The sequence below is a fragment of the Bacillus sp. FJAT-29814 genome (genome assembly GCF_001510715.1).
Taxonomy (GTDB): domain Bacteria; phylum Bacillota; class Bacilli; order Bacillales; family Cytobacillaceae; genus Neobacillus.
The window spans coordinates 27279-52719 of record NZ_LMTJ01000010.1; the positions used below are offsets into that span (position 1 = coordinate 27279).

At 44.4% G+C, this 25441-nt stretch carries 27 protein-coding genes; 19 read left to right on the plus strand and 8 right to left on the minus strand.

All coding sequences use genetic code 11. The features are described 5' to 3' along the window. Positions 1 to 342: 342 nt before the first annotated feature. The 11 genes from nirB to AR334_RS23805 all read left to right on the plus strand — a co-directional run bounded on the left by nirB (position 343) and on the right by AR334_RS23805 (position 12679). Positions 343 to 2766, plus strand: coding sequence for a nitrite reductase large subunit NirB (gene nirB, locus AR334_RS23755; protein ID WP_066319456.1), 2424 nt, complete (start codon positions 343 to 345; stop codon positions 2764 to 2766). A 6-nt stretch (positions 2767 to 2772) separates the two neighbouring features. Further along, a complete protein-coding gene (gene nirD / locus AR334_RS23760; protein WP_066319464.1) occupies positions 2773 to 3093 on the plus strand; it encodes a nitrite reductase small subunit NirD in 321 nt (106 codons plus the stop codon). A gap of 27 nt (positions 3094 to 3120) precedes the next feature. Then, positions 3121 to 4581: a uroporphyrinogen-III C-methyltransferase gene (cobA, locus tag AR334_RS23765; protein WP_066319466.1), complete on the plus strand. Its 1461-nt coding sequence runs from the start codon at positions 3121 to 3123 to the stop codon at positions 4579 to 4581. Beyond that, a complete protein-coding gene (locus tag AR334_RS23770) occupies positions 4574 to 5200 on the plus strand; it encodes a bifunctional precorrin-2 dehydrogenase/sirohydrochlorin ferrochelatase (protein ID WP_066319468.1) in 627 nt (208 codons plus the stop codon). Before cobA ends, AR334_RS23770 begins: the two co-directional genes overlap by 8 nt. 187 nt (positions 5201 to 5387) lie before the next feature. Then, complete coding sequence (gene aceB, locus AR334_RS23775) at positions 5388 to 6980, plus strand: malate synthase A (protein ID WP_066319475.1); 1593 nt, start codon at positions 5388 to 5390, stop codon at positions 6978 to 6980. Positions 6981 to 7032: 52 nt separating this feature from the next. Then, entirely contained in the window at positions 7033 to 8316 is a 1284-nt protein-coding gene (gene aceA / locus AR334_RS23780; RefSeq protein WP_066319483.1) for an isocitrate lyase, read from the plus strand. Positions 8317 to 8865: 549 nt separating this feature from the next. Continuing rightward, positions 8866 to 9297, plus strand: coding sequence for a YueI family protein (locus AR334_RS23785; RefSeq protein ID WP_172799294.1), 432 nt, complete (start codon positions 8866 to 8868; stop codon positions 9295 to 9297). 105 nt (positions 9298 to 9402) lie between these two features. Next, on the plus strand, positions 9403 to 10392 hold the full coding sequence (locus AR334_RS23790; protein WP_066319499.1) for a Gfo/Idh/MocA family protein: 990 nt from the start codon (positions 9403 to 9405) through the stop codon (positions 10390 to 10392). A 44-nt stretch (positions 10393 to 10436) separates the two neighbouring features. Next, the gene (locus AR334_RS23795; protein ID WP_066319502.1) at positions 10437 to 11354 is read left to right on the plus strand and encodes a PEP phosphonomutase; all 918 of its coding nucleotides are present in this window, start codon (positions 10437 to 10439) and stop codon (positions 11352 to 11354) included. Between the two features lie 28 nt (positions 11355 to 11382). After that, the gene (gene fosM / locus AR334_RS23800) at positions 11383 to 11805 is read left to right on the plus strand and encodes a FosM family fosfomycin resistance protein (protein ID WP_066319506.1); all 423 of its coding nucleotides are present in this window, start codon (positions 11383 to 11385) and stop codon (positions 11803 to 11805) included. A gap of 58 nt (positions 11806 to 11863) precedes the next feature. After that, a complete protein-coding gene (locus AR334_RS23805) occupies positions 11864 to 12679 on the plus strand; it encodes a VanW family protein (RefSeq protein WP_066319508.1) in 816 nt (271 codons plus the stop codon). A 53-nt stretch (positions 12680 to 12732) separates the two neighbouring features. On the opposite strand, the gene AR334_RS23810 is transcribed toward AR334_RS23805, so the two are convergent. Then, positions 12733 to 13182 (minus strand): OsmC family protein, encoded by a 450-nt coding sequence (locus AR334_RS23810; RefSeq protein ID WP_066319510.1) that lies wholly within the window; start codon positions 13180 to 13182, stop codon positions 12733 to 12735. A gap of 91 nt (positions 13183 to 13273) precedes the next feature. Here AR334_RS23810 and AR334_RS23815 point away from each other — a divergent pair, with 91 nt between their 5' ends. From AR334_RS23815 to gatB, 4 genes are all read left to right on the plus strand, one after another. Then, positions 13274 to 13774 carry a VanZ family protein gene (locus AR334_RS23815; protein WP_066319519.1) on the plus strand — a complete coding sequence of 167 codons (501 nt, stop codon included), beginning with the start codon at positions 13274 to 13276 and terminating at the stop codon, positions 13772 to 13774. A gap of 158 nt (positions 13775 to 13932) precedes the next feature. Continuing rightward, the gene (gatC, locus tag AR334_RS23820; protein WP_066319524.1) at positions 13933 to 14226 is read left to right on the plus strand and encodes an Asp-tRNA(Asn)/Glu-tRNA(Gln) amidotransferase subunit GatC; all 294 of its coding nucleotides are present in this window, start codon (positions 13933 to 13935) and stop codon (positions 14224 to 14226) included. A 13-nt stretch (positions 14227 to 14239) separates the two neighbouring features. Continuing rightward, positions 14240 to 15691, plus strand: coding sequence for an Asp-tRNA(Asn)/Glu-tRNA(Gln) amidotransferase subunit GatA (gatA, locus tag AR334_RS23825; RefSeq protein WP_066319528.1), 1452 nt, complete (start codon positions 14240 to 14242; stop codon positions 15689 to 15691). 15 nt (positions 15692 to 15706) lie between these two features. Continuing rightward, positions 15707 to 17137, plus strand: a complete 1431-nt coding sequence (gene gatB, locus AR334_RS23830; RefSeq protein WP_066320277.1) for an Asp-tRNA(Asn)/Glu-tRNA(Gln) amidotransferase subunit GatB — start codon at positions 15707 to 15709, stop codon at positions 17135 to 17137. Between the two features lie 236 nt (positions 17138 to 17373). Here the strand turns inward: gatB and AR334_RS23835 are convergent, their stop codons facing one another. After that, complete coding sequence (locus AR334_RS23835; RefSeq protein ID WP_066319536.1) at positions 17374 to 17805, minus strand: VOC family protein; 432 nt, start codon at positions 17803 to 17805, stop codon at positions 17374 to 17376. A gap of 144 nt (positions 17806 to 17949) precedes the next feature. Here AR334_RS23835 and AR334_RS23840 point away from each other — a divergent pair, with 144 nt between their 5' ends. Continuing rightward, positions 17950 to 18507, plus strand: coding sequence for a thioredoxin family protein (locus AR334_RS23840; RefSeq protein ID WP_066319539.1), 558 nt, complete (start codon positions 17950 to 17952; stop codon positions 18505 to 18507). A gap of 52 nt (positions 18508 to 18559) precedes the next feature. Here AR334_RS23840 and plsY read toward each other — a convergent pair whose 3' ends face one another. After that, on the minus strand, positions 18560 to 19180 hold the full coding sequence (gene plsY / locus AR334_RS23845) for a glycerol-3-phosphate 1-O-acyltransferase PlsY (RefSeq protein ID WP_066319548.1): 621 nt from the start codon (positions 19178 to 19180) through the stop codon (positions 18560 to 18562). Positions 19181 to 19277: 97 nt separating this feature from the next. Here plsY and AR334_RS23850 point away from each other — a divergent pair, with 97 nt between their 5' ends. After that, entirely contained in the window at positions 19278 to 20057 is a 780-nt protein-coding gene (locus AR334_RS23850) for a class I SAM-dependent methyltransferase (RefSeq protein ID WP_066319553.1), read from the plus strand. A gap of 78 nt (positions 20058 to 20135) precedes the next feature. On the opposite strand, the gene ehuA is transcribed toward AR334_RS23850, so the two are convergent. The 5 genes from ehuA to AR334_RS30690 all read right to left on the minus strand — a co-directional run bounded on the left by ehuA (position 20136) and on the right by AR334_RS30690 (position 23615). Then, positions 20136 to 20963, minus strand: coding sequence for an ectoine/hydroxyectoine ABC transporter ATP-binding protein EhuA (ehuA, locus tag AR334_RS23855; protein ID WP_172799295.1), 828 nt, complete (start codon positions 20961 to 20963; stop codon positions 20136 to 20138). Between the two features lie 35 nt (positions 20964 to 20998). Further along, the gene (gene ehuD / locus AR334_RS23860; protein WP_066319557.1) at positions 20999 to 21709 is read right to left on the minus strand and encodes an ectoine/hydroxyectoine ABC transporter permease subunit EhuD; all 711 of its coding nucleotides are present in this window, start codon (positions 21707 to 21709) and stop codon (positions 20999 to 21001) included. Continuing rightward, entirely contained in the window at positions 21706 to 22362 is a 657-nt protein-coding gene (gene ehuC / locus AR334_RS23865) for an ectoine/hydroxyectoine ABC transporter permease subunit EhuC (protein WP_066319573.1), read from the minus strand. The genes ehuD and ehuC overlap by 4 nt, the downstream gene beginning before the upstream one ends. 89 nt (positions 22363 to 22451) lie before the next feature. Next, positions 22452 to 23321, minus strand: coding sequence for an ectoine/hydroxyectoine ABC transporter substrate-binding protein EhuB (gene ehuB, locus AR334_RS23870; RefSeq protein WP_066319575.1), 870 nt, complete (start codon positions 23319 to 23321; stop codon positions 22452 to 22454). A gap of 162 nt (positions 23322 to 23483) precedes the next feature. After that, the gene (locus AR334_RS30690) at positions 23484 to 23615 is read right to left on the minus strand and encodes a hypothetical protein (protein ID WP_301337179.1); all 132 of its coding nucleotides are present in this window, start codon (positions 23613 to 23615) and stop codon (positions 23484 to 23486) included. A gap of 194 nt (positions 23616 to 23809) precedes the next feature. Between AR334_RS30690 and AR334_RS23875 the strand changes: the two genes are divergently transcribed. Beyond that, entirely contained in the window at positions 23810 to 24751 is a 942-nt protein-coding gene (locus AR334_RS23875; RefSeq protein WP_066319577.1) for a diacylglycerol kinase, read from the plus strand. A 135-nt stretch (positions 24752 to 24886) separates the two neighbouring features. Continuing rightward, entirely contained in the window at positions 24887 to 25438 is a 552-nt protein-coding gene (locus AR334_RS23880; RefSeq protein WP_066319585.1) for a cysteine hydrolase family protein, read from the plus strand. Positions 25439 to 25441: the final 3 nt, after the last annotated feature.

Below are 25441 nucleotides of genomic sequence, written 5' to 3' on the forward strand. Positions count from 1 at the left end.
CCTCTAAAAGACAAAATCACCACTTAAAGTACAAAAGTGTCTAATAGAAGGCCTCTAAAAGACAAAATCACCACTTAAAGTATAAAAGTGTCTAATAGAAGCTTCCTAAAAGACAAAATACCCAGTTCTGGCGAAAAAATGTCTAATAGAAAACCACTAACCGAATTACCGCATTCAATAAAATAACTTCCTTTATGACAATAATGTGAAAGTGTTCACAAAGAATATAAAAAATGTGATGAACTTCACAAATTAATTTGCGTCGTAGAATTACAATTTAACTATAGAAATAAACATATTAAACTTGAAAACTACAAACCAAACATATAGGAGCGATCCAAAATGAAAAAACTAGTCATGATTGGGAACGGAATGGCCGGAATCAGAACAATTGAAGAAATTCTTAAACTTGCTCCGGAAAAATTCCAAATTACCATTTTTGGAGAAGAACCGCATCCAAACTATAACCGAATCAAGTTATCAAATATTCTCCAAGGCGACACCAGCTTTGAAGAAATTATTATCAACCCTCTTGAGTGGTACAAGGAAAATAATATTCAATTATTTACGGGTGAAGCTGTTGCCAAAATTGACCCGGAAAACAAGCGGGTCATCAGCGAAAAAGACCGTGAAGTCGAGTATGACGAATTAATTATTGCATCAGGTTCCAAATCGTTTATTTTGCCAATACCGGGGGCTGACAAACAAGGCGTGACCGGATTTCGTGATATCAAAGATTGTGAAATGATGATCAAGTCAGCGGAGCGATACAAAAAAGCTGTTGTCATCGGCGGCGGCTTGCTTGGTCTAGAAGCAGCAAGAGGCCTGCTCAATCTAGGCATGAAAGTCGATGTTGTTCACCTTATGCCAAGCCTGATGGAACGTCAATTGGATCAGATTGCCGCATCGATGCTTAAGGATGAACTTGAAGCACAAGGCATGAACTTTTTGATGGAAAAAGAAACCGTCGAAATCCTTGGCGATGAGCGTGTTACTGGTCTTCGCTTTAAGGACGGTTCCGAAGTTGAGGCTGATCTGGTTGTCATGGCAATCGGCATCAAATCTAACACGGAACTGGCGAAAAACAGCGGAATCGAAATCAACCGCGGCATTGTCGTCAACGATTGGATGGAAACGAGCAGACCAAACATTTACGCTGTTGGGGAGTGTGCAGAACATAGAGAAATTGTTTACGGGCTAGTGGCTCCGCTATATGAACAAGGTAAAGTGCTAGCAAACCGCATTTCCGGTATCGATTCAGAACCATACCAAGGCTCTGTCACTGGAACCCAGCTAAAAGTAGCCGGAGTTGACTTGTTTTCAGCAGGCGAAATTTATGAAGATGGCACCACACAATCCATCATGGCCTACAACGACTATGACCGTGTTTATAAACGTGTATTAATTAGAAATAACTGCATTGTCGGAATTGTCATGTATGGCGATACAAAGGACAGCACCAAGTTGTTCCGCATGCTGACGAAACAAGAGGATATCAGCGGCATGACCAACGTCTCGATTTTTCAATCGGAATGCACGGGAGAAGCAGGCAGCAACGATATCGCCTCAATGCCAAATGATGAACTTGTGTGCGGCTGTAACGGCGTAACCAAAGGCGCGATTGTTGACGCCATTAAAGCACAAGGCCTGACAACGCTTGACCAGGTTAGCCATTGTACCAATGCGGGCCGGTCTTGCGGACGCTGCAAACCGATGGTCGCCAACATCCTTGCCCATACACTTGGCGACCAATTTGACGAAAAAGCAGCTCAAAAAACAAGCATCTGCGGCTGTACAACCCTAAGCCGAGAAGAACTAATCGAAGAAATCAAAACAAAAGGCTTATCGAACGTCAAGGAAGTCATGAACGTTCTCGAATGGAATAATGAGGAAGGTTGTTCGAAGTGCCGCCCGGCCATCAACTACTACCTAGGCATGGTTCACATGGATGAATATAAGGATGATCGTGATTCCCGCCTTGTGAATGAAAAAATGCATGCTAACATCCAGAAAGACGGAACCTATTCCGTTGTGCCAAGAATGTACGGTGGGGTAACAACCCCGCAGGATTTAATCAAAATTGCCAAAGTGGCTGAGAAATACAATGTTCCATTAGTAAAATTAACAGGCGGTCAGCGAATTGGCTTGTTTGGAATCAAAAAAGAAGACCTCCCAGCGGTCTGGGAAGAGCTGGATATGCCATCTGGGTATGCATACGGAAAAACGCTTCGCACTGTAAAAACCTGTGTCGGCGCCCAATTCTGCCGCTTTGGCACCCAAGATTCGATGGCCCTTGGAATCCAGCTAGAAAAGAAATTCGAACGTCTCGATACCCCGCATAAAGTAAAAATGGGCGTTTCCGGCTGTCCAAGGAACTGCTCCGAATCAGGCATAAAGGATATCGGCTTTGTCGGCATTGATGGTGGTTGGGAAATCTATGTTGGCGGCAATGGCGGGGTCGACCTCCGCGCCGGTGATCTGCTATATACCGTCAAGACTGAGGACGAAGTTATGGAGATGACCGGTGCTTACCTCCAGTACTATCGCGAAACAGCCAATTATTTGGAGCGAACCTCCAAATGGCTGGACCGGGTAGGCCTTGCACATGTACAGGAAGTGCTTGGTAACGAGGAAACGCGTAAAGCATTGAACGAACGCCTAGAGCAAACGTTGAAAAAATACATTGAGCCATGGAATGAAGCGATTCAGAACGAGGAAATCCAAGAAAAATATTATAAAAAGCAAATCATTAAGGTCGGGGAGTGAGCCTAGATGCTGCAAACAATAACCAGAATTCCAGTTGCCAATTACTCAAACCTAAAGGAACGGACAGGCTATTCCATCCAAATTGATGACAAGCAAATCGCCTTGTTCAAAACATCCAAGGGCACTGTTTATGCCTTAGAAAACCGCAGTCCGCATCCAAAGGGCGGTGTCCTTTCGGAAGGACTGGTCAGCGGGGATTATGTTTTTTGCCCAGTTTATGATTGGAAAATCTCACTTGTGGACGGCGAAGTACAGGCCCCCGACTCAGGGCAGGTCAAAATATACAAAATTGAAATAGAAAAGGATATTGTTTTTGTAGTATTATAGGTTGAAAACAGGGAAGGATGCTGCACGATGGGAACAGGAAAAGTTTTTTTAGTAGGAGCGGGACCAGGGGATGTCGGTTTGATGACGATAAAAGGGCTTGAAGCAATCAAGCGGGCCGAGGTGATTTTATATGACCGGCTAGCCAACCCCAAGCTGCTGGAGTTTGCCCCAAGTGATTGCGAACTGATTTACTGCGGCAAATTGCCTGATCGCCATATTTTGCGACAGGAGCATATTAATGACCTGTTGGTGGAAAAAGCCCTGGAAGGGAAAATCGTCGTCCGTCTCAAAGGCGGAGACCCGGGTGTGTTCGGCCGTGTCGGTGAAGAAGCGGCTGCCATCGCCCAGCGTCAAATCCCATTTGAAATTGTCCCTGGTGTAACCTCCGGTATTGCGGCTCCGCTTTATGCCGGAATCCCTGTTACCCATCGTGAGCATGCGGAATCATTTGCGGTTGTTACCGCTCATGATAAATCACTGGACGGCAAACCGAAGCTTGACTGGGAAGGTCTTGCACGCGGCGTTGATACGATTGCATTTTACATGGGAGTCGGTAATTTGCCGTTTATTTGCGAAAACTTAATAAAGTTTGGAAAGCCGGCATCGACTCCTGTCATTCTCATCCAATGGGGCACATTCGGCCGGCAAAAAACATTACAGGGTACTCTTGAGGATATTTCAGTTAAAGTGACCGAGGCCAAGTTCAGCAATCCGGCGATTATTTTAGTTGGTGATGTGGTGTCACTAAGGGGAAAAATTAGCTGGTTTGAGAAAAAGCCGTTATATGGCCGTCAAATCCTGCTTGCTCGAACCGGTGAGTGTGCCAGCGAGTTAGCGAAGGAGTTGGGTGACCAGGGTGCTGATGTCATAGAATTTCCAAAATGGAAGCGGGTCCCTGTGCCTGTTAACCAAGAGGTGCTGGCGAAAATTTCCGACTATCAAAAAATCTTGTTCTCTTCTCCTGAAAATGTGAATGAATTTTTTAAAGCCTTGCAAGAAAACGCTGTTGATATTCGAAAAATTAATGCCGATTTATTCGGTGTATCAATCAAAACGATTCGTGCATTGGAAGTACGCGGGTTTGTTCCAAAGCTGATTGATGAGATGTCCTGGACAGGGGAATTCCTGGTTGTCGGAGACAACACCAGCTTGAAAAATAACTATGATAAGGCTGACATTTGGGTGACAAGTGAAAAAGTGCTTGATGGGCAATACCTGCCGATTTTTAAAAGGATACTGGGTGAAGCTGTCGTGAATACAGTGATTTTCCCGTGCCGTGCTTCTGTTAATCTATTTGTTGAGGCATTGACAGAATGCGGGCTCACTGCAGATACGTTTTTACAAGGCAAGCAGGTCGTCAGTATGGGCAAACAGACCTTAAGCGCCGTTTTGGACTTGGGACTGCCTTCAACGGGTATGCCCAAAAAAGCGACAAAGGAAGCACTGGTAGACTATTTGTCTAGGCAGAACGTGATCGAGAATGAGTAAATTATATCCAATCATGTTGCGGCTTGATGGGAAAAAGGCGGTTGTAGTGGGCGGAGGACGGGTAGCGGAGCGAAAAGTGACCGGCTTGCTCGGAACCGGCGCTCAAATTAGCGTGATTAGCCCGGAAGTCACCGATGTACTTAGGACACTGGCCATCCAAGGAAAAATAAATTGGCACTCTCGTCAGTTTGACAAAACGGACCTTAAAGGGGCATTTATGATTTTTGCTACCACAAATGATTCTCAGATAAACCAACTTGTAAAACAAGCAGCCGCCCCGCATCAGCTTATTGCCATAGCGGATGATCCTGAAGGATCCGATTTACACGTCCCAGCCCATGTGCAGCGAGGCCGGTTAAGTATCACTGTTTCAACAGGCGGCGCTAGTCCGATTCTGGCGAAAAAAATACGATGTCAGCTTGAGGAGCAGTTTGGCTCCAGCTACGAGGAATATCTGGAGTTTCTTTTTTCAAAGCGACAGTGGATATTGCAGGAAATTAAGGATATATCCTTGAAAAATAAGCTATTAATGGAGCTTGCGAGCCCTCAATTTTTAACGAGCAGGAACAGAGAAGAAGATTTTAAAAAAATATATGAAGAAGCAGCGGATACCAACTAGAATGGTATCCGTTTTTTATTTTGGCGCAAAATGTCCAGTTTGGAAAAACCTGACTTCATTACCTTTGTGGGAAAATTTTACCTATTTTTAAAAAATTTTCAGAAAAGTAGTTCCATTTTTCAAAAGTGTGTTATATAATACAAAACGAGGCAAGTTGCTGTATTATAACAAAGAGGTGATCGAGTTCATGTCGACGCAGACGAGGGGTATTGAAGTGGTTGGGGCTGTCAAAGCCCAGTATGATGAGATTTTAACCCCTGAGGCTTTGAAATTTATTGAAGAGCTGGAGCAAAATTTCGGATCGCGAAGGGTGGAACTGTTACAGTCCAGGAAAACTCGGCAAAAAGACATCGATAACGGAAAATTGCCGGATTTTCTTCCAGAAACAAAACACATCCGCAATGGTGATTGGACGATCGCGCCGCTGCCGCAGGATCTTCTAGACCGCCGGGTGGAAATTACCGGACCAACAGATCGGAAGATGGTCATTAATGCCCTCAATTCAGGGGCTAAATTGTTCATGGCCGATTTTGAAGATGCCACTTCACCGACATGGGAAAATATCGTCGAGGGACAAATCAACCTGAGAGATGCAGTAAAACGGACGATTTCCTTTGAAAATCACAATGGGAAAAGATATGAGCTAAACGAGAAAACGGCAGTACTAATGGTGAGACCGCGTGGGCTCCATTTGGAGGAAAAACACATCTTATTGGGCGGAAAGCCAGTTTCCGGAAGCTTCGTTGATTTCGGACTCTACTTTTTCCATAATGCAAAAGAATTGCTGGCCCGTGGGTCAGGCCCCTATTTTTATCTGCCAAAACTCGAAAGTCATTTGGAAGCCCGCCTGTGGAATGATGTGTTTGTGTTTGCACAAGAGAAGCTCGGAGTCGAGCAGGGGACCATCAAAGCGACGGTGTTGATTGAAACCGTTATGGCAGCGTTTGAAATGAATGAAATTCTCTATGAACTGAGGGAACATTCCGCTGGCTTGAACTGCGGACGCTGGGATTATATTTTCAGCTTTTTGAAAAAGCTGCGCAATCAGCATGATGTGATTCTGCCTGATCGCTCGCAGGTAACGATGACGGTACCGTTTATGCGCTCCTATTCGCTGCTGACGATTCAGACCTGCCACCGCCGCAAGGTACCGGCAATGGGCGGGATGGCCGCGCAGATTCCGATTAAACATAACCCGCAAGCCAATGAAGAGGCGTTTGCCAAGGTTCGTGCCGACAAGGAGCGCGAGGCTCGTGACGGGCATGATGGGACATGGGTTGCCCACCCGGGACTGGTTCCGGTGGCGATGGAAGTGTTCGACCGCGAAATGCCGACACCAAACCAAATCCACACAGTCAAACAGCAGAAAATTACCATTACTGCAAACGACTTGCTTGAGGTACCAGGCGGCACGATTACAGAAGAAGGTGTCCGCACCAACATAAATGTTGGGATTCAATATGTTGCCTCGTGGTTATCCGGACGTGGCGCCGCACCGATTCATAACCTGATGGAGGATGCCGCAACGGCAGAAATTTCACGGGCCCAGCTCTGGCAATGGATTCGTCATGAAAAAGGGACCCTGAAAGACGGCCGAAAGGTGACGGAGGAATTATACCAACAATTAAAGGTAGAAGAATTAAGCAAGATTAAGCAGGAAGTTGGGGAACAAGCCTATGCAAATGGCCGGTTTGACAAAGCGGTTAAACTGTTTGATGACCTGATTTTAAATGATGAGTTTAAAGACTTCTTGACTCTGCCTGGTTATGAACTTTTGTAGTAAGTAATTATTTAAATAAAAATTTTAATAGAATAATAGGGAGGATTTTAAAATGACTGATGCAAGAGTAGCACAATTACAAGAAAGCTGGGAAATGGATGCGCGCTGGAAGGGGATTACTCGACCTTATACGGCCGAAGATGTGATTAAACTTCGCGGTTCTATCGATATTGAACATACACTAGCAAAGAAAGGCTCCGAAAAGCTTTGGCAGCTATTGAACGAAGAAGATTATATCAACGCTCTTGGTGCCTTGACTGGTAACCAGGCGGTCCAGCAGGTGAAAGCTGGACTAAAAGCCATTTACTTAAGCGGCTGGCAGGTAGCAGCAGACGCCAACCTTTCGGGCCATATGTACCCGGACCAAAGCTTGTATCCTGCTAACAGCGTTCCGGCTGTTGTTAAAAGAATTAACCAGGCATTGCAGCGTGCTGACCAGATCACTCATTCTGAAGGCGACAACTCGATTGACTGGTTTGCGCCAATCGTTGCTGACGCCGAAGCAGGATTTGGCGGCCAGTTAAACTGCTTTGAATTAATGAAGGGCATGATTGAAGCTGGCGCTTCAGGGGTTCACTTTGAGGACCAACTATCTTCCGAGAAAAAATGCGGCCACTTGGGCGGTAAAGTATTGCTCCCAACGCAAACCGCGGTCCGCAACCTGATTGCCGCACGCTTAGCAGCGGATGTCATGGGCGTTCCTACTGTGCTAGTTGCCCGTACTGATGCTAATGCTGCCGATTTAATCACCAGCGATATCGATGAGAACGATGCACCATTTATTACCGGTGAACGCACAACAGAAGGATTCTTCCGCACAAAAGCCGGGATTGACCAGGCAATTGCTCGCGGTTTGGCCTATGCTCCATATGCCGATCTAATCTGGTGCGAAACTTCCGAGCCAAACATTGAGGAAGCACGCCGTTTTGCGGAAGCGATTCATGAGAGGTTCCCTGGCAAGCTGCTTGCCTATAACTGCTCGCCATCGTTCAACTGGAAGAAGAAGCTTGATGATGAAACCATCGCGAAGTTCCAGCAAGAGCTTGGCAAAATGGGCTACAAGTTCCAATTCGTCACACTTGCCGGCTTCCATGCATTAAACCACAGCATGTTCGAGCTTGCCCGCGGCTACAAGGAGCGCGGTATGGCTGCATACTCCGAGCTTCAGCAAGCTGAGTTTGACAGCGAGCAATATGGCTACACGGCCACTCGTCACCAGCGTGAAGTTGGCACAGGTTACTTCGACCAAGTATCCATGGTCATCACTGGCGGAACCTCTTCGACTACAGCATTGAAAGGCTCGACAGAGGAAGAGCAATTCACTGGTACAAAATAATAAATGTTTGGCTCGAAATCCTTCTCTCCCCCCGGAGAGGGGGATTTTTTTTGTTCTACGTGCCCGTAACCAGTTTGAAGAAGGTTTCAAGGTAACGTAGAGCCCATCTACGTGCCCAAAAATTTGTTGAGGAAGGAAAAAAGGTAACGTAGAGCCCGTCTACGTGCCCGAAAATTTGTTGAGGAAGGAAAAAAGGTAACGTAGAGCCCGTCTACGTGCCCGAAAATTTGTTGAGGAAGGAAAAAAGGTAACGTAGAGCTCGTCTACGTGCCCGAAAATTTGTCGAGGAAGGAAAAAAGGTAACGTAGAGCTCGTCTACGTGCCCAAAAATTTGTTGAGGAAGGAAAAAGGTAACGTAGAGCTCGTCTACGTGCCCCAAAATTTGTCGAGGAAGGAAAAAAGGTAACGTAGAGCCCGCCCATATACATGCCCAGAAAGGATTAAAGGAGGTATCAAGGTCACGTATCCCCCTCTTGTTCCTTTGTATGTAACCTTCTTTGTGCTAAAGTCATACATAATAATGAGCCTTTTTGGATGGAGTTGATTTTTTTGAAAAAGCCTAATGTTGACGAGGTCTTGCAGCAGGGTATCTACGGACCTTTGGAGACAAAGCCCGAGGAGCGGAGAAAATACTTAGGGACCTTAAGGGAACGAATTATCGTGGCGCTTACAAAAAGTCAGGTGGCAGAAGCAAAGGCCTACCCGCAGCTTGGCCAATTTATGAAGCAGCACCCACAGGCCCATCTTTTTCTAAACGGAACCATGAACTATGAAGACTTATCCAAATATGTAAAAATGGCCACAAAAAACAAAATCGTCCATACGATTGTCACCAACAAGGAGCACGACACCGACATCGGCCTGGTATTGGCAATGGACCATGCCATTGATAAAGAAGAAATTTTTATAACTAAAAAGGCTGCATACACCAGCGAGGTTAAAAAGGAAAAAGGTTTTTTTGCGAAGTTATTCAACAGGTGAATTAAAGGAGGAGCTTTAAAGAGCTCCTTTTGCGTTTGTGGACTTTTCTGAGTAAATGTTATCATTATGATTAGAAAAATCCGATAAATTGAGGGGGACAACAAAATGAAATTTGACAAAGTGCGCTGGGGTATTATTGGCTGTGGTGATGTTACGGAAGTAAAAAGCGGCCCGGCATTTCAAAAGGTGGAAAACTCGGAGCTTGTTGCCGTTATGCGAAGAACGGGGGAACTCGCCAAGGATTACGCCGAGCGGCATGGGGTGCCCAAATGGTACGATAACGGCGACGCACTCATAAACGATCCTGAAGTCGATGTTGTATATATTGCCACCCCACCTGGATCCCATAAAGAATATACGATTAAAGCGGCCAAAGCCGGAAAACCTGTTTATGTAGAAAAGCCGATGGCACTGAACGCCGAAGAATGCCAGGAAATGATTACAGCCTGCAAGGCTGCGGGAGTTCCTTTATTCGTTGCCTATTACCGTAGGGCCCAGCCAAAATTTTTAAAAATAAAGGAACTGTTGGACAGCAACGTGATCGGTGATGTGCGCTTCGTTTCCACTACACAGTACCAAAAACCCTCGGATGATGTGAAGGATCCGAACCATCTCCCTTGGCGGGTACAGCCGGATTTAGCAGGCGGTGGACTATTTTTTGACTTAGCCAGCCATACGCTTGATATGCTGGACTACTTGCTTGGACCCGTCAAAGAGGTGCAGGGCTTTGCATCCAACCAGGGGGGCTATTATCACGCAGAAGATATCGTGACTGGTACATATTTGTTCCAATCCGGTGTGCATGGGGTCGGCAATTGGTGTTTTACTGCTTTTGAAAATGTCGATCTCAATGAAATCGTCGGAACGAAAGGTAAAATTTCATTTTCAACCTTTGGCAACGACCCGGTGAGTTTGACAACAGCAAATGGAACGGAACAATGGAGCTTCGAACCGCCAAAACATGTCCATCAGCCACTTGTCGAAACCATCGTTTCCGAATTGACTGGAAATGGCGGCGAATGCACAAGCACTGGCATCACTGGGGAAAGGACAAACTGGGTGATGGGGGAAATGGTAAAGAATTATTATAAATAATAAAATCCAGGAACAATCATAACAAGGAAAGGGATGAATATCTGTTGAAAAGAATATTAGACTGCACCGCATCAGATTTTCAAAAAATGAATGGTCAGGACTTAAAACAAGCAATTAAGGCATCCGAAGGAAGAACGATTTTATCCGAGACAATGACTGCTGTATCCCCATTATATCCGAGTGTTACCAATGCAGAGCTCGCTGCTGCATTTGGTGCCGATTTGTTATTATTAAATTTATTTGATGTCTTTAACCCAGCCGTTGAAGGATACAAATGCAATGAAAAAGAATTAGTCGTTGAAAAAATAAAGGAATTAACCGGACGCCCTGTAGGGGTGAATTTGGAGCCGGTTGACCTTAATGCCGATAAAATTGAAAAGCTCGACACGCTTTCAAAAGGCAGAATTGCTTCAGAAGAAACGTTAAGAGAGGCAAAAAAATTAGGCTTCGACTTTATCTGTTTAACAGGGAATCCAAAGACTGGCGTAACCAACGATGAAACGATTGGGGCGATTAAGAAGGCACGTGAAGTTTTTGGCGATGAGGGGTTAATCATTGCAGGGAAAATGCATGGTGCAGGGGTCGCAAACGAAACAGGCAGCGGCATTGTTTCAGAAGAGTCAATTACAAACTTTATTGAAGCGGGTGCAGATATCATTTTGATGCCAGCCCCAGGCACCGTACCAGGAATTACGTTGGCGACCAGTGAAAAGTTTGTTCGATTGGTTCATTCCAAAGGGGCATTGGCGATGCTTACAATCGGCACAAGTCAAGAGGGGGCAGATGAAGCAACCATTCGCCAAATTGCCCTAAATAGCAAAATGGCCGGTGCCGACATCTATCATATTGGTGACACCGGTTTTTACGGAATTGCCGTTCCCGAAAACATCATGACCTATTCCATTGCGGTTAGAGGACGGCGACATACTTATGTGAGAATGGCTTCCTCAGTAAAACGCTAAGACAGTTTAAAAAAATAGGAGTAAGAACATGCCAATAAAGGGGATTAACCATCTATTATTTTCGGTTTCAAATTTGGAGCAATCGATAGAATTCTACCAGAAGGTTTTTGATGCAAAGCTGCTGGTGAAGGGGCGTACCACTGCTTACTTTGATGTTAATGGATTATGGCTTGCGTTGAACGAGGAGAAGGGGATTCCTAGAAATGAAATCCGCGAATCGTATACGCATATTGCTTTTTCCATAGACATGGCAGATTTTCAAAAAATGTACGATAAACTGGAACAATTGCAGGTAAATATCCTACCAGGACGTGAGAGAGATGAGCGGGATAAAAAATCGGTCTACTTCACGGACCCTGATGGACATAAGTTTGAGTTCCATACTGGTACATTGCAGGACCGACTGGATTATTATAAACAAGAAAAAGCGCATATGGAGTTTTTTAATTAAACAGCGATATTTAAAATAAGCGGAAATTGTAATTATTTTTGGGGGAGTAGGGAATATCATGATACCTGCACAGAAACCGGTCAAGAGAAGCCCGCTTAGAATTTATTTAGGCAAGAAATATTACCGCATCAGAAGATACATAGAATGGTATACAGATGGAAAAACGTATGCCAAAGAAAGACGGGGAGCAAAATTAAAGTATTTAGCCTTTACTCATAAAACCCCTTTGCTCCGGCAATTAAAGGATGTGGATATGTGGCTGCAGCACAATAAAGTAAAGAATTTGGCCATTGCTGCGAAATGTATAAATGGGATTGTGTTAAAACCGGGGGAGACATTTTCTTATTGGAGATTAATTGGGAGCACCAGCAAAAACAAGGGATACGTTGACGGGATGATCCTCCACTACGGAAAAGTCACGACAGGGGTTGGCGGCGGCCTGTGCCAATTATCAAACTTGATTTATTGGATGACCCTGCATACTCCGTTGACAGTAACGGAGCGGTATCGCCACAGCTATGATGTGTTCCCGGATTCAAAGCGCGACCAACCGTTCGGAAGTGGAGCAACCTGTGCTTTTAATTATCTTGATCTGCAAATCAAGAATGAAACGAATAACACCTATCAATTGATTGTTTATTTAACGGATACCCATCTCGTGGGGGAATGGCGGGTAGATGTACCGCCAATTATAAACTATGAAATTTATGAAAAAGAACATTGGATTACGCAAGAATACTGGGGCGGTTATGTAAGACATAACAAGATTCATAGGAAAGTCTACAACCTTAATCAGGAACTTATTGATGATGAATATATTACTGAAAATCACGCGATTATGATGTACGAGCCATTTTTGACAGATGGCAGTTAGAAATGGCAGATGTAGTTTTATGATTGAAAAAAAGGGGCCTCATGAGCCCCTTTTTATTTTGCCACTTCCACCGTTTCCTCTAGTTCAATTTCCACATTTCCCTGCACTGCCCTGCTGATCATGCAGGAGGTTTCTGCCTTTTTGGCCAGTCTATGAGCCATCTCGATGTCTTTTTCGGATGCACTAGTGGTTAAGACAATATGCGGCCGATGAATGATTTTCTTATAAGTGATTACCCCTTTAGTCACATCGACAATTCCCTCAGATTCCATCGTTAAACTTACCTTTTCAAGTCCGCGGCGTTCCATCATTGCCGCAAGTGTAATGATATAACAGGTTGCTGCCGCACCAAGCAGCATTTCATCCGGATTTGTGCCTACACCTGGGCCATCCATTTCCGGCGGGATGGATACCTTCGTTTTAAGGTTCCCTGCCTCAATTTCCCCTACATCATTGCGAAGCCCCGGCCAGTTTGCTTTTAAATGAAATCGATGTTCTGCCATTGGTTATTCCTCCAGTAACTTTTTTAGTTTTTTACCCGTATTTTTGGAAAATATGGTATGGTAGGTTTATAATTTTTTTGGAGTAAAATACATGAAAATAATTAAAAAAATATTGTTACTGATCATTCTTTGTTTTTATTTGGCAATCCTTACGAAGCTTATTCTTTTTAAATATATTCCTCTATCAGAAATTGTACATCATTTTAATTTCAGCAATCAGCCATATTTTTGGCGTTCCAATAATTTTGTTCCGTTTAAAACGATTAATTTTTATCTGTTTTTAGCCGATATCAATTTTGATATTCGGGTGAAGAATCTTGCGGGCAATGTAATCGGCTTTATCCCGTTTGGTTTTATCTTACCATTGCTGGCAAAACGGTTTCAAAAATTGGGCATTGTCGTCCTCGCCACCTTTTGTTTAAGCCTGACCTATGAAATCCTTCAGCTGGCGTTTGAATTTGGCAGCTTTGACGTCGATGATTTGATATTGAATACGGTTGGCGGCTTCTTAGGCTATATTCCTTTTAAAATTCTGCAGCTGATGACAGGACCGCAAAAGAAACCGCGAAGGAAAAGAAAATTGGTCAGTTGATTGAAAGGGCCGCTGACAATTGATAATAAGTGGTCTTTCTTTTTTAAAATTTAAACCAACCCTTTATTGTCCATACTGTTAAGGGAAATCATTGCTCTAAAGCGTGAAAGTTTGATATTATCAATATTAAAATGAGATTGGAAACGGAGGGAAACGAGATGTCACGGATTTCAACGGATCAGGTCAAGCATGTGGCCAATTTGGCAAGGCTTGCCCTTACGGAAGAAGAGGCGGAAAAGATGACAAAGCAGCTTGATGCGATTATCACATTCGCCGAGCAGTTAAATGAGCTGGATACGGAAAATGTGGAACCTACATACCATGTACTGGATATGAAAAACGTGTTGCGCGAGGATACACCGCAGCCGGGATTACCGCGTGAAGAAGTTTTGAAAAATGCACCGGAGCATCAGGACGGCCAATTCAAAGTGCCGTCAATTTTGGGAGAGTAAGGGGGATAGAATCGTGAGTTTATTTGATCATAAGGTTTCAGATCTTCAAGAGCTTTTACATAAAAAAGAACTAAAAGTCTCTGACTTAGTCGAGGAATCGTATAAAAGAATATCCGAGGTTGATGACAAGGTCCAGGCTTTTTTGACTTTGGATGAAGACCGCGCACGTCAGACCGCAAAATCGCTTGATGAAAATCTCAATTCCACCAAAGGCTTACTGTATGGGATGCCAATCGGGGTAAAGGACAATATCGTCACAAAGGGCCTTAGGACAACCTGTGCCAGCAAGATTCTCGAAAACTTTGACCCAATTTATGATGCAACTGTCGTTCAAAAGCTGCAGCAGGCCAAAACGGTGACAATCGGAAAACTAAACATGGACGAGTTTGCTATGGGGTCTTCCAATGAAAACTCCCGTTTCCAAAAAACACGTAACCCATGGAACCTGGATAGAGTGCCAGGAGGTTCGTCAGGCGGCTCGGCTGCATCTGTGGCGGCAGGCGAAGTGCTGTTTTCCCTCGGTTCTGATACCGGCGGATCGATTCGTCAACCGGCTGCGTTTTGCGGTGTCGTGGGGATGAAGCCAACCTATGGACGTGTTTCCCGTTTTGGTCTTGTGGCATTTGCTTCGTCGCTCGACCAAATTGGACCGATTACTAGAACAGTCGAGGACAACGCGTACCTGTTGCAGGCTATATCTGGTATAGATGCTATGGATTCAACTTCTGCTAACGTTGAGGTGCCGAACTTTGCAGCAGCTTTGACAGGTGATGTGAAGGGTTTAAAAATAGCAGTTCCAAAAGAGTATCTTGGTGAAGGGGTGCAAGAATCGGTTCGTGAGTCGGTCCTGAATGCCCTTAAAGTCCTGGAAGCACAGGGCGCCGTTTGGGAAGAGGTATCACTCCCGCACTCCAAGTATGCTCTTGCGGCTTATTATTTGATTTCTTCGTCAGAAGCATCAGCCAACCTTGCCCGGTTTGATGGAGTCCGCTACGGCTATCGGACCCCGAATGCGGAAAACCTGTTGGAATTATATAAAAAGACTCGCGCGGAAGGCTTTGGAGATGAAGTCAAGCGCCGGATTATGCTTGGAACGTTTGCGTTAAGCTCCGGTTACTATGATGCCTACTATAAAAAGGCACAGAAGGTCCGGACATTAATCAAGCAAGACTTTGAGCAAGTGTTTGAAAAATACGACGTAATCATCGGGCCGACCACGCCGACACCGGCCTTTAAAATCGGCGAAAACATCGATGATCCGTTAACCATGTATGTCAACGATATTTTAACGATCCCAGTAAACCTTGCCGGCGTCCCGGGAATTTCCGTTCCATGCGGGTTTGACAACGGATTGCCGCTGGGGCTGCAAATCATTGGCAAGCATTTTGATGAAGCGACCGTTTACCGGGTGGCACACGCATTTGAGCAAGCAACTGACTACCATAAACAGAAGCCGGAACTGTAGGGGGGCGTAGCTGTGATAAGGGAATTTGAAACAGTGATTGGACTTGAAGTCCACGTTGAATTAAAAACAGATTCAAAAATTTTCTCGGCAAGCCCCAACCATTTTGGTGCTGAGCCGAATACCAATACGTCAGTCATTGACCTTGGCTATCCCGGGGTACTGCCTGTGTTAAATAAGAAAGCCGTTGAATTCGGAATGAAGGCGGCAATGGCGTTAAATTGCCAGGTTGCTACTCATACGAAATTTGACCGGAAGAACTATTTTTATCCGGACAACCCGAAGGCCTACCAAATCTCGCAGTTCGACCAGCCAATCGGTGAGCATGGCTGGATTGACATCGAAGTGGATGGCTATACGAAAAGAATCGGAATTACAAGGATTCATTTGGAAGAGGATGCCGGCAAACTTAACCATGAAAAGGGCTATTCATTAGTAGACATTAACCGTCAGGGTACGCCGCTTGTGGAAATCGTTTCCGAACCGGACATCCGCACACCTAATGAGGCTTATGCATATTTGGAAAAATTAAAATCGATTATTCAATACACTGGCGTTTCCGACTGTAAAATGGAGGAGGGCTCGCTCCGCTGTGATGCCAACATCTCCATTCGCCCAGTAGGACAAGAGGAATTTGGCACAAAAACCGAATTGAAGAACTTAAACTCATTCAACTTTGTTCGAAAAGGCCTCGAGTTTGAGGAAAAGCGCCAGCGTGAGGTTGTGTCTGCTGGTGGAAAAATTGAGCAGGAAACACGCCGGTTTGACGAAGCAACCGGATCGACAATTCTGATGCGGGTGAAGGAAGGCTCTGATGATTATCGCTACTTCCCGGAACCGGACTTGGTTGAACTGTATATCGATGAAGATTGGAAAGCGCGGATTCGTGCGGAAATCCCTGAGCTCCCGGATGAGCGGCAAAAACGGTATATCGAAGAGCTTGGTTTGCCGGTTTACGATGCCAACGTACTGACGGTAACGAAGGAAATGGCTGACTTTTTTGAAGCAACAGTCAACAACGGTGCTGACGCGAAATTGGCCTCCAACTGGATCATGGTCGAGGTGTCTGGCTTTTTGAATGCCGAAGGAAAAGAACTCCTTCAAGTTCCGTTAACACCAGAAAGTCTTGCTGGGATGATAAAACTCATTCAAAATGGTACGATTTCTTCAAAAATTGCCAAGACGGTGTTTAAAGAGCTAATCGAAAACGGGGGCAATCCGGAACAAATCGTCAAGGAAAAAGGACTTGTGCAAATCTCTGATGAAGGCGCACTCCTGAAGATTATTTCTGAAGTGTTGGACAACAACCCGAAATCCATCGAGGACTTCAAGGGCGGTAAAGCGAAAGCAACCGGATTCCTTGTCGGCCAAATCATGAAGGCTACAAAGGGGCAGGCAAACCCGCAACTAGTCAATCAATTATTGCAACAGGAATTGCAAAAACGCTAAACAAAAGCTGGCAGACTACGTGTCTGCCGGCTTTTTTTGCGAGAAATTTTGTCGATGCAAACTTCGACAATAACGCCTACATTTCCCGGGAAAATATCCTTGGATGAAAAGGGTTTAAGGCCAATTCACCCAAACGTTTGGTTGATTAGGGAATTTCCGAGTTTCTGTCGAAGTATGAAAAAACGGGCAAGATAACCTTAGATTCGGGAAATTATTTCAATTTCAAGTAACTGATTTTAAAAAGAAATCATTGCCCCACGCTCATCAAAGACGGAGCTTGGATTCCAGGCAACTTCCCAAAGATTATGTTCGGGGTCGGCAAAATAGGCTGTGCGTCCGCCCCAAAAAGCATCACTAGGCTCACGTAAAATTTTCCCGCCAGCACCACGGATTTTTTCAATTGTATCGTCAACTTGTTCGGGTTTGTCTACATTGATGGCGAAAGTAACAGGCCGATACGTTTCTGGTGCAGGTAAGAATTCTACACCGGCATCCTTTGCCAGCTCCGCGATAGGAAATAAGGAAACCAGGACGCCAGCCGTTTTAAAAACAGCGTAATTGTCTGAACTAAATTCTGTCTCATGCCAGCCGAGAGATTGATAAAATGCACGTAATGTTGGCAGATTGTATGCACCAATTGTGAGAAGACTTACTCTTTGTGGAACCATATGTATCCCTCCAATAATTTCATTGGTAACCTTTTCTATAAACTAATAATAATCTCCTTCTTAGCAGAAGAATAAGAAGGCAGTTCATTTGTATCACTTAAACAAATTGTCTATGATAAAAATAAATGAAAGGGGTGCTGAAGCATGAGTGAATTGAACGGATGGTTTGAAAAAGGATTGACGGTCGAAGACTACATTAACGCCATGACCAGAAATAAGGAAGAAATGGTTTTGATTTATGAAAAGTTCTCGTTAACGGAGGAGGACCGCAACAGGCTGGAACCTCTTAAATCAAAAGGCTTGCGGGCCATTGTCCTCACTGAGGATTGGTGCGGCGATGCGCTGCTGAATAATCCGATTCTAATGCGAATTGCCGAAGCGGCAGGAATACAGATTCGGATGGTGCTCCGTGACCAAAATCTTGAACTGATGGATCAATATTTAACGAACGGAACATCACGTGCGATTCCTATTTTTATCTTTATCGACCAAGAAGGAAACGAAGTGGCCGTATGGGGCCCGCGGGCGCCCGAAGTGCAGGCGCGGGTAGACAAAGGGCGTGCTACCTTGCCTGATAAGGACGCCCCTGATTTTCAGGAAAAGCAGCTTGCCCTATACAAGAGCTTCAACGAAACGTACCAAACGGATTCCGCAATTTGGCAAGTAGTTGCAAACAGCATTATTTCATCACTTTTAAAATAATAAGTAAGAGGGGCACTCGGCTGACTAAAACGTCAGTTGGGTGCCCCTTGTTTTACATTTTAATATTTTTCGGTGGAATCCGGTCGTTGATTAAGTTTTTGTCATTGATTTTAGGCTCAATTCCAAGGATGAAGTTTCTGATATTTGAGCGGTGCAGAAAGATTAATAACAAAAGGAATAATAAAAAGATAAGTTCAAAATGAAGCTTTTCAATAAAGTAATCATACACCAGCAGGCTCAGACCAACAGAAATGGATCCGAAAAATACATATTTAGTTAAAAAGATTACTAAGAAGAATGAGACATAGGCGATAACAAGCAACGGGAAGTTGGAAACCAGCAGTGCCCCGGCAGTAGTCGCAATCGCTTTGCCGCCCCTGAATCCGGCAAAAATCGGGAAACAATGGCCGATTACGGCAACTAGACCGAAGTATAATGGTTCGGCATCAAGCTGAAATAGCAGCGGCAGTGACGCTGCCAGCGCCCCTTTTGCAAGGTCAAACAGCAGGACGATGATGGCTGACTTTTTTCCTAACACTCGGAGCGTGTTGGTGGCTCCGGGGTTTTTGCTGCCGTGGTCACGAATATCTACCCCGAAGAATATCCTGCCCACAATCAAAGCTGTCGGGAAACTTCCAATTAAATAGGAAGCAAGGAGCAGCAACCAAAACATAAAAATCATTCCCTTGAAAAATATTTTTCTTTTATTCTACCATATTTAAATGGTATTATTTTGTTGAATTTACACGAATTTGAAAAGAGGCGCCAATATGGAAAAAGTAGATTTTGGCCAAGTTTCTAATAGTTATGCCCGGGCAAGGGAAGATATACCCACGTCATTAATGGAAAGCCTGCTTATCAGAAATATAAATTTTGAAGGAAAAAAGGTTGCCGATATCGGGGCGGGTACAGGTGCATTGACTCGAAAAATCGCCATGCGAAAGGGTGATGTAGTCGGGATTGAACCTTCGCCAGAATTGCTGGAACGAGCGAAAGCCTTGAATATAACAAAAAACTATACGATCCCATACAGACAAGGAACGGCAGAAAGCACCGGTTTGGAAGATTTCAAGTTTGATATAGTCACGGTCATGCGGGCCTGGCACTGGTTTGACCGTGAGCAGGCAATAGATGAGATTAAAAGAATCCTAAAACCGAAGGGGACGCTGCTCGTAATCGAATCGGGATTTTTAACCGAGCCAACAGTTGTTCAAAAAACTTTTGACATGCTATCCAAATATGCAGCTGGCGGATTGAAACCGGCAGGGTCCAAGGTAGAGGCCAAGCGGCGGATTAATGGATTCCCTGTCGAGTGGTTTGAGGAATGGCAAAGCAGCGGACTTGAACTTCGGGATTTTTATAAGCTTGAGTATGCAGTCAGTTTTACCAAGCAGGCTTGGGTAGACCGGGTCGAATCGGTGTCGTGGCTTGCAGGACTCGAGGAGCCGGTACGGAAACAAGCGCTTAAGGATTTGTTCCAATACCTGCAGGATGATGAGCCGTATGTGATTCCACATGATTGCAATGTATGCATTTTAAGATTATCATAAAAAAATGACGATAAAGGGCTCAAGCCTTTTATCGTCCATTTTGATTATGAGGCCGCTTAGGCGCTGCTTTTTTATAGATTAAGATTTTAAGAATCTGCTTAAAAACGACTTTAATCGAGGACTCTTGGGATTTTCAAAAATATCCTTTGGTTTTCCTTCTTCTTCTATTTGTCCATCGTGAAGGAAAACAACCCGGTCGGCGACATCACGGGCAAAGTCCATTTCATGGGTAACTAATATCATCGCCATATCCGTTTGTTTTGCCAAATCCTTGATGACCTGGAGGACCTCGCCAACCAGTTCAGGATCAAGGGCGGAAGTAACCTCATCAAACAGCATGATCCTTGGCTGCATAACAACCGCTCTGGCAATGGCAACCCGCTGCTTTTGCCCGCCGGAAAGTTGGGAAGGGTAGGCATCCAATTTGTCACCCAAGCCGACTTTTTGAAGCATATCAACAGCCCTTTGATGGGCTTCTTCCTTTGAAAGTCCTAATACATGAATTGGCGCTTCTGTAACATTACGCAATATTGTCATGTGCGGAAAGAGGTTAAAGTGCTGAAACACCATTCCGATATGCTGGCGCATCTCTCGTAAATGTTGTTCATTGGCTGGAATTAATCCGCCATTCGCCTCTTTGTGCCATAAATATTTTCCTTCTACCTTTATAAATCCGGAAGAAGGTTTCTCCAATGTCATTAGCATACGAATTAACGTCGTTTTCCCTGAACCGCTGGGCCCGATTAAGGCCACTTTTTCGCCAGGGGAGATGTTCAGATCTACCCCCTTTAGCACATGAACATCGTCATAATTTTTTTTGACATTCTCAAAGGCCGCGATTGGATTTTTCTTTTGTTTTATCGGGAACAATCTGGTCCCCTCTAGTTTTCTTTCAGGTATACTCATCATCTCTTCCTTTCTTTGTGATAAATACAGCGGAGTTACGCCCCGGATTTTAAGTGAAATTGATTGGTTAAACGGCGGTTTTTCTTACTGGTAAATGCCTGGTTGGATTTTTGCTCAAGTTTATTGATCAATAGTGCTGAGGGATAACTCAGCAATAAGAATAAAAGGCCAACAATAGTAATTGGTTCTAGATATTTAAAGTGAGTCGAACCGAGTAACTGTGCCTTTTGTAAAAATTCCCCGACACCAATTGCCATCAGAATAGGAGTTTCTTTAAATAATACAATCAAGTAATTCCCCAGCATGGGGATAACAGGAGGAATGGCCTGCGGTAAGATAATGCGGAACCACGTTTGTGTTTTGCTGAAGTTCATCGCTTTCGCAGCTTCCCATTGGCCTTTTGGTATGGCTTCGATTCCTGAACGATAGACTTCAGATACGTAGGTACTATAGTGAATTCCAAGTGTAACAATCCCTGCTGCATATTTATTGATGGAGATGCCAATGGCAGGAAGGGCAAAGTAAACAAAAAATAACTGAACCAATGGGGGAGTGCTTCTTACAAATTCAATAAATGCGTAAACGAGCAGCGATAATGGTTTAAAACTTGATCTTCTTGCAAAAGTAAGCAAAAGTCCAAGAATTAAAGCAACGATAAAAGAGCCAAATGTAATTGCAATGACCAGCCATATGGCACTCAGTATTTTAGGGAACACTTCAATGGCAAAATTCCAATCCCAACTCATGCGGTCGCCACTCCCTTCGCAGAACGTTTTTCCAGTTTTCTGGATAGGATAATCAGAGGCAGTGCCACAAGGAAATAAGCGAATAATAAGGTAACAAAAACAGGCATCGTATAGCTAATGTTAGAATTTTGAATGATTAATCCCTTGTAGGTCATGTCGGTCAGTGTAATTAAGGAAACAAGCGAGGTTCCTTTTAACAATTCAATCGAAATATTGCCGAATCCCGGGAGCATCATCCGAAAAGCCTGCGGAAGAATAACCAGTTTCATCCGCTGAAAGTTGGTCATATTTAGCGCAATCGAGGCTTCCGTCTGTCCCTTTGGAACCGCGATAATCGCCCCGCGGACAATTTCAGACCCGTAGGCGCCATAATTCATGCCCAATGCAACGACGCTGGCTAGAAAAGCGGAAAATTGGATGCCGAAGGCTGGCAGGGCAAAGAAAATCCAAAATAATTGCACCAGTAATGATGTCCCTCTGAAAAGCTCTACATAAACCGCTGTAACCCTGCGGATAACAGCGAATCTCGAAACACGCCCCAGGCCTGCGATAAACGCAACGGCAAACGCCAGAACAGCGGATGCAAGCAATATTTCAATGGTCACGAGTGCACCTGGCAGTATTTTTAAAAAGATATCGATATATTTACTAATATTTCATCACTCCGTTATGGTAGTTTTTAAGTTTTGCAGATAGAGGGCGCCAAGTGGAGCGCCCTCCTAACGGTTGGATAAGGCTTTGGTTATTTGCAAAGTTCTGCTGCTGTTGTGTCTCCAGGCAGTTCTGTCTCCGTAAATCCAAACTCGCCTAGGATTTCCAAGAGCTCCCCGGATTCCTTCATTTTCGTAAGTTCCTCGTTATAGGCTTTTAATATTTCATCATCGCCAGGTTTGAAGGCGGCTGCACCGTAGCCGCGGACGCTTTTCCCGTCGACAACAGGTTGAGTGAAATCTTCCACGACCTCAATATTTTTTGCATTGGCTGTTTCAAGTGCGGCGTTTAGTGTCGGTCCTGTCATCGTGATGGCATCTACACGATTGGACTCCAATGAGGTAATATTTGATGGGATGTCGGTGACGAATTCCATCTGGCTTTCCTTTACTCCGGCTGCTTTAAGGTAATCAATTTCAATTGCACCATTCATGACCGCAACCTTAATGTCGGGATTAGCCGCAATGTCTTCATAACTGTGGATATTTTTAGGATTCCCTTTTCTAACCGCAAGTGCTTCTCCTATAGAATAATCAGGTTCGGCGAATGCAACCTGTTCACAGCGTGTGGGTGTTATGTACATGCCTGCCGTAATAACATCAAATTTCCCAGCTTTTAGCCCAGGGATTAGTGAACTGAATTTCGTTAATTTCCCTTCCATTTCTTCAATACCCATCTTCTTGAAGATGGCGCGGGCGACCTCTACAGCTTCCCCAGTCAATTTCCCGTTTTCATCTTCGTAGGCATATGGTTTTTCACCGGCGAAACCCACCACGATTTTGCCATCCTTTTTGGCTTTTTCAAGGGAAGAAATTTTTTCATTACCCGAAGTGGTTACCGAGCAGGCAGCCAATAATAACATCAACAAGCTAAGCAAAAAGATCGTTTTTAATTTTCTCATCATCATCCTCCTTGAATTTTTAATTAATAGCCTTTTAAATAAAGATATGGAAGAGAACTGGATAGAAAGGGGTTGGTTCCCATTTTACGGGGTAATTATTTATCAGACAAATTTGATATTTTGGAATTATTTCGGCTGAGAAGGTCTCCCAATGGACCTCGGTTAATGAGCCTTGGCATCCTTAGAAATCCACTCATATGCTCCTAATTGCTCCAGATTCCTCAGAGAAGGCCGATAAATGTCGTCTCGGATAACGGCAGCAAAACCATATCTGCCGGAGGTTTTCCCATCCATAAGACGCCGGCCTCCTTAATCGCGTTTTTTTCATCCCATATTTTTTGCAAAATAATAAAACAGAGGTATTATAGTAGATGGACGTTTAGATAAGAAGATAGTCCATTTAGTTTAATTGTAAGCTGTTATGATAATTGGTAGAATATAGAAGTGGTATCGTATAAATTGATGATTTTGATAATAGGATGATGTGAATGAAAAGAGCAAGACTGATTTATAATCCTACCTCGGGCCGGGAGTTGATTCGACGCCATCTGCCGGATATCTTAGAAAGATTAGAGTTGGCTGGATATGAAGCATCCTGTCATGCCACGACAGGTGCCGGAGATGCCACCAATGCAGCAAGGATAGCAGTAGAGCGCCAATATGATGTCGTCATTGCCGCAGGGGGGGACGGAACCATCAATGAAGTGGTCAATGGCCTTGCCGAGCAGGAGTTTCGTCCGAAGTTGGGGATCATTCCTGCGGGCACAACCAATGACTTTGCCCGCGCCTTGCATATACCAAGAGATATTGGGGCAGCTGTTGACATCATTACAAAAGGTGAACTCATTCCTGTTGATATTGGGCGCATCAATGATAAATATTTTATTAATATTGCTGGCGGCGGTAGAATAACCGAATTGACTTATGAGGTTCCAAGCAAGTTGAAGACGATGCTCGGGCAGTTGGCGTATTATTTAAAGGGTGTGGAAATGCTTCCTTCCTTTAAGGCCTCCGAGCTCAGGATTGAGTATGACGGGAAGCTGTTTGAAGGCGAGGCGATGATGTTCCTTGTCGGACTGACCAATTCTATTGGCGGTTTCGAAAAATTGGCACCGGATTCTTCGATAAACGATGGACTTTTTTCTTTGTTAATTTTGAAAAAAGTAAATCTTGCTGAATTTATCCGGGTTGCAACTCTCGCTGTTCGCGGGGAGCATATCAATGACCCTAACGTGATCTACACAAAGGCAAATCGAATCAAAGTTCATTCAGAGGAAAAAGTTCAATTGAATTTGGACGGGGAATTCGGCGGCCTGTTGCCAGCCGAGTTTGCCAACCTTTATCGTCATTTGGAAGTATTTGTGCGGCTTGATGATATCCGGGAAAACGACCGGCCGACTGACTGGGTGTCAGGAAAAAGATACAGCTAAGAAAGGGTTCGCTCCTGCTAAAGGGGCGGGCCTTTTTGTGATTTTTAAAAAGTGGAAAATGTTCCAGCGGGTTAAAAAACTGTGTATAATGAATTAAAGACAGCAGTAAAGACACTTAAAAAGGAGCGATGGGGTATGGATAAAAAAGCACTAATCAATATTGATTACACGCATGATTTCGTGCATGATGCTGGGGCGTTAACTTGCGGAAAGCCGGGCCAGGAAATTGAAGGAAAAATAACCTCGTTAACAAAGGAATTTATTGATAACGGCCATTATGTCGTGTTTGCCATCGATGTCCATGATAAAGGGGACGAATACCATCCGGAAACGAAGCTGTTCCCGCCGCACAACCTCCGCGGTACAGCTGGCCGGGATTTATACGGTTCGCTTCAAGAGATATACGAAACCAATAAACTTAAAGAAAATGTCCACTATATGGATAAAACAAGATACTCAGCGTTTGCAGGTACTGACCTTGATATCAAGCTACGCGAGCGCGGAATCACCGAGGTTCACCTAGTCGGCGTTTGTACCGATATTTGCGTCCTCCACACCGCAGTAGATGCCTATAATAAAGGCTTCAAGATTGTTGTTTACAAAGATGGTGTTGCCTCTTTTAATCCCGCCGGACACGAATGGGCACTTGGACACTTTGGACAATCTCTTGGGGCTACAGTGGTTTAAAAG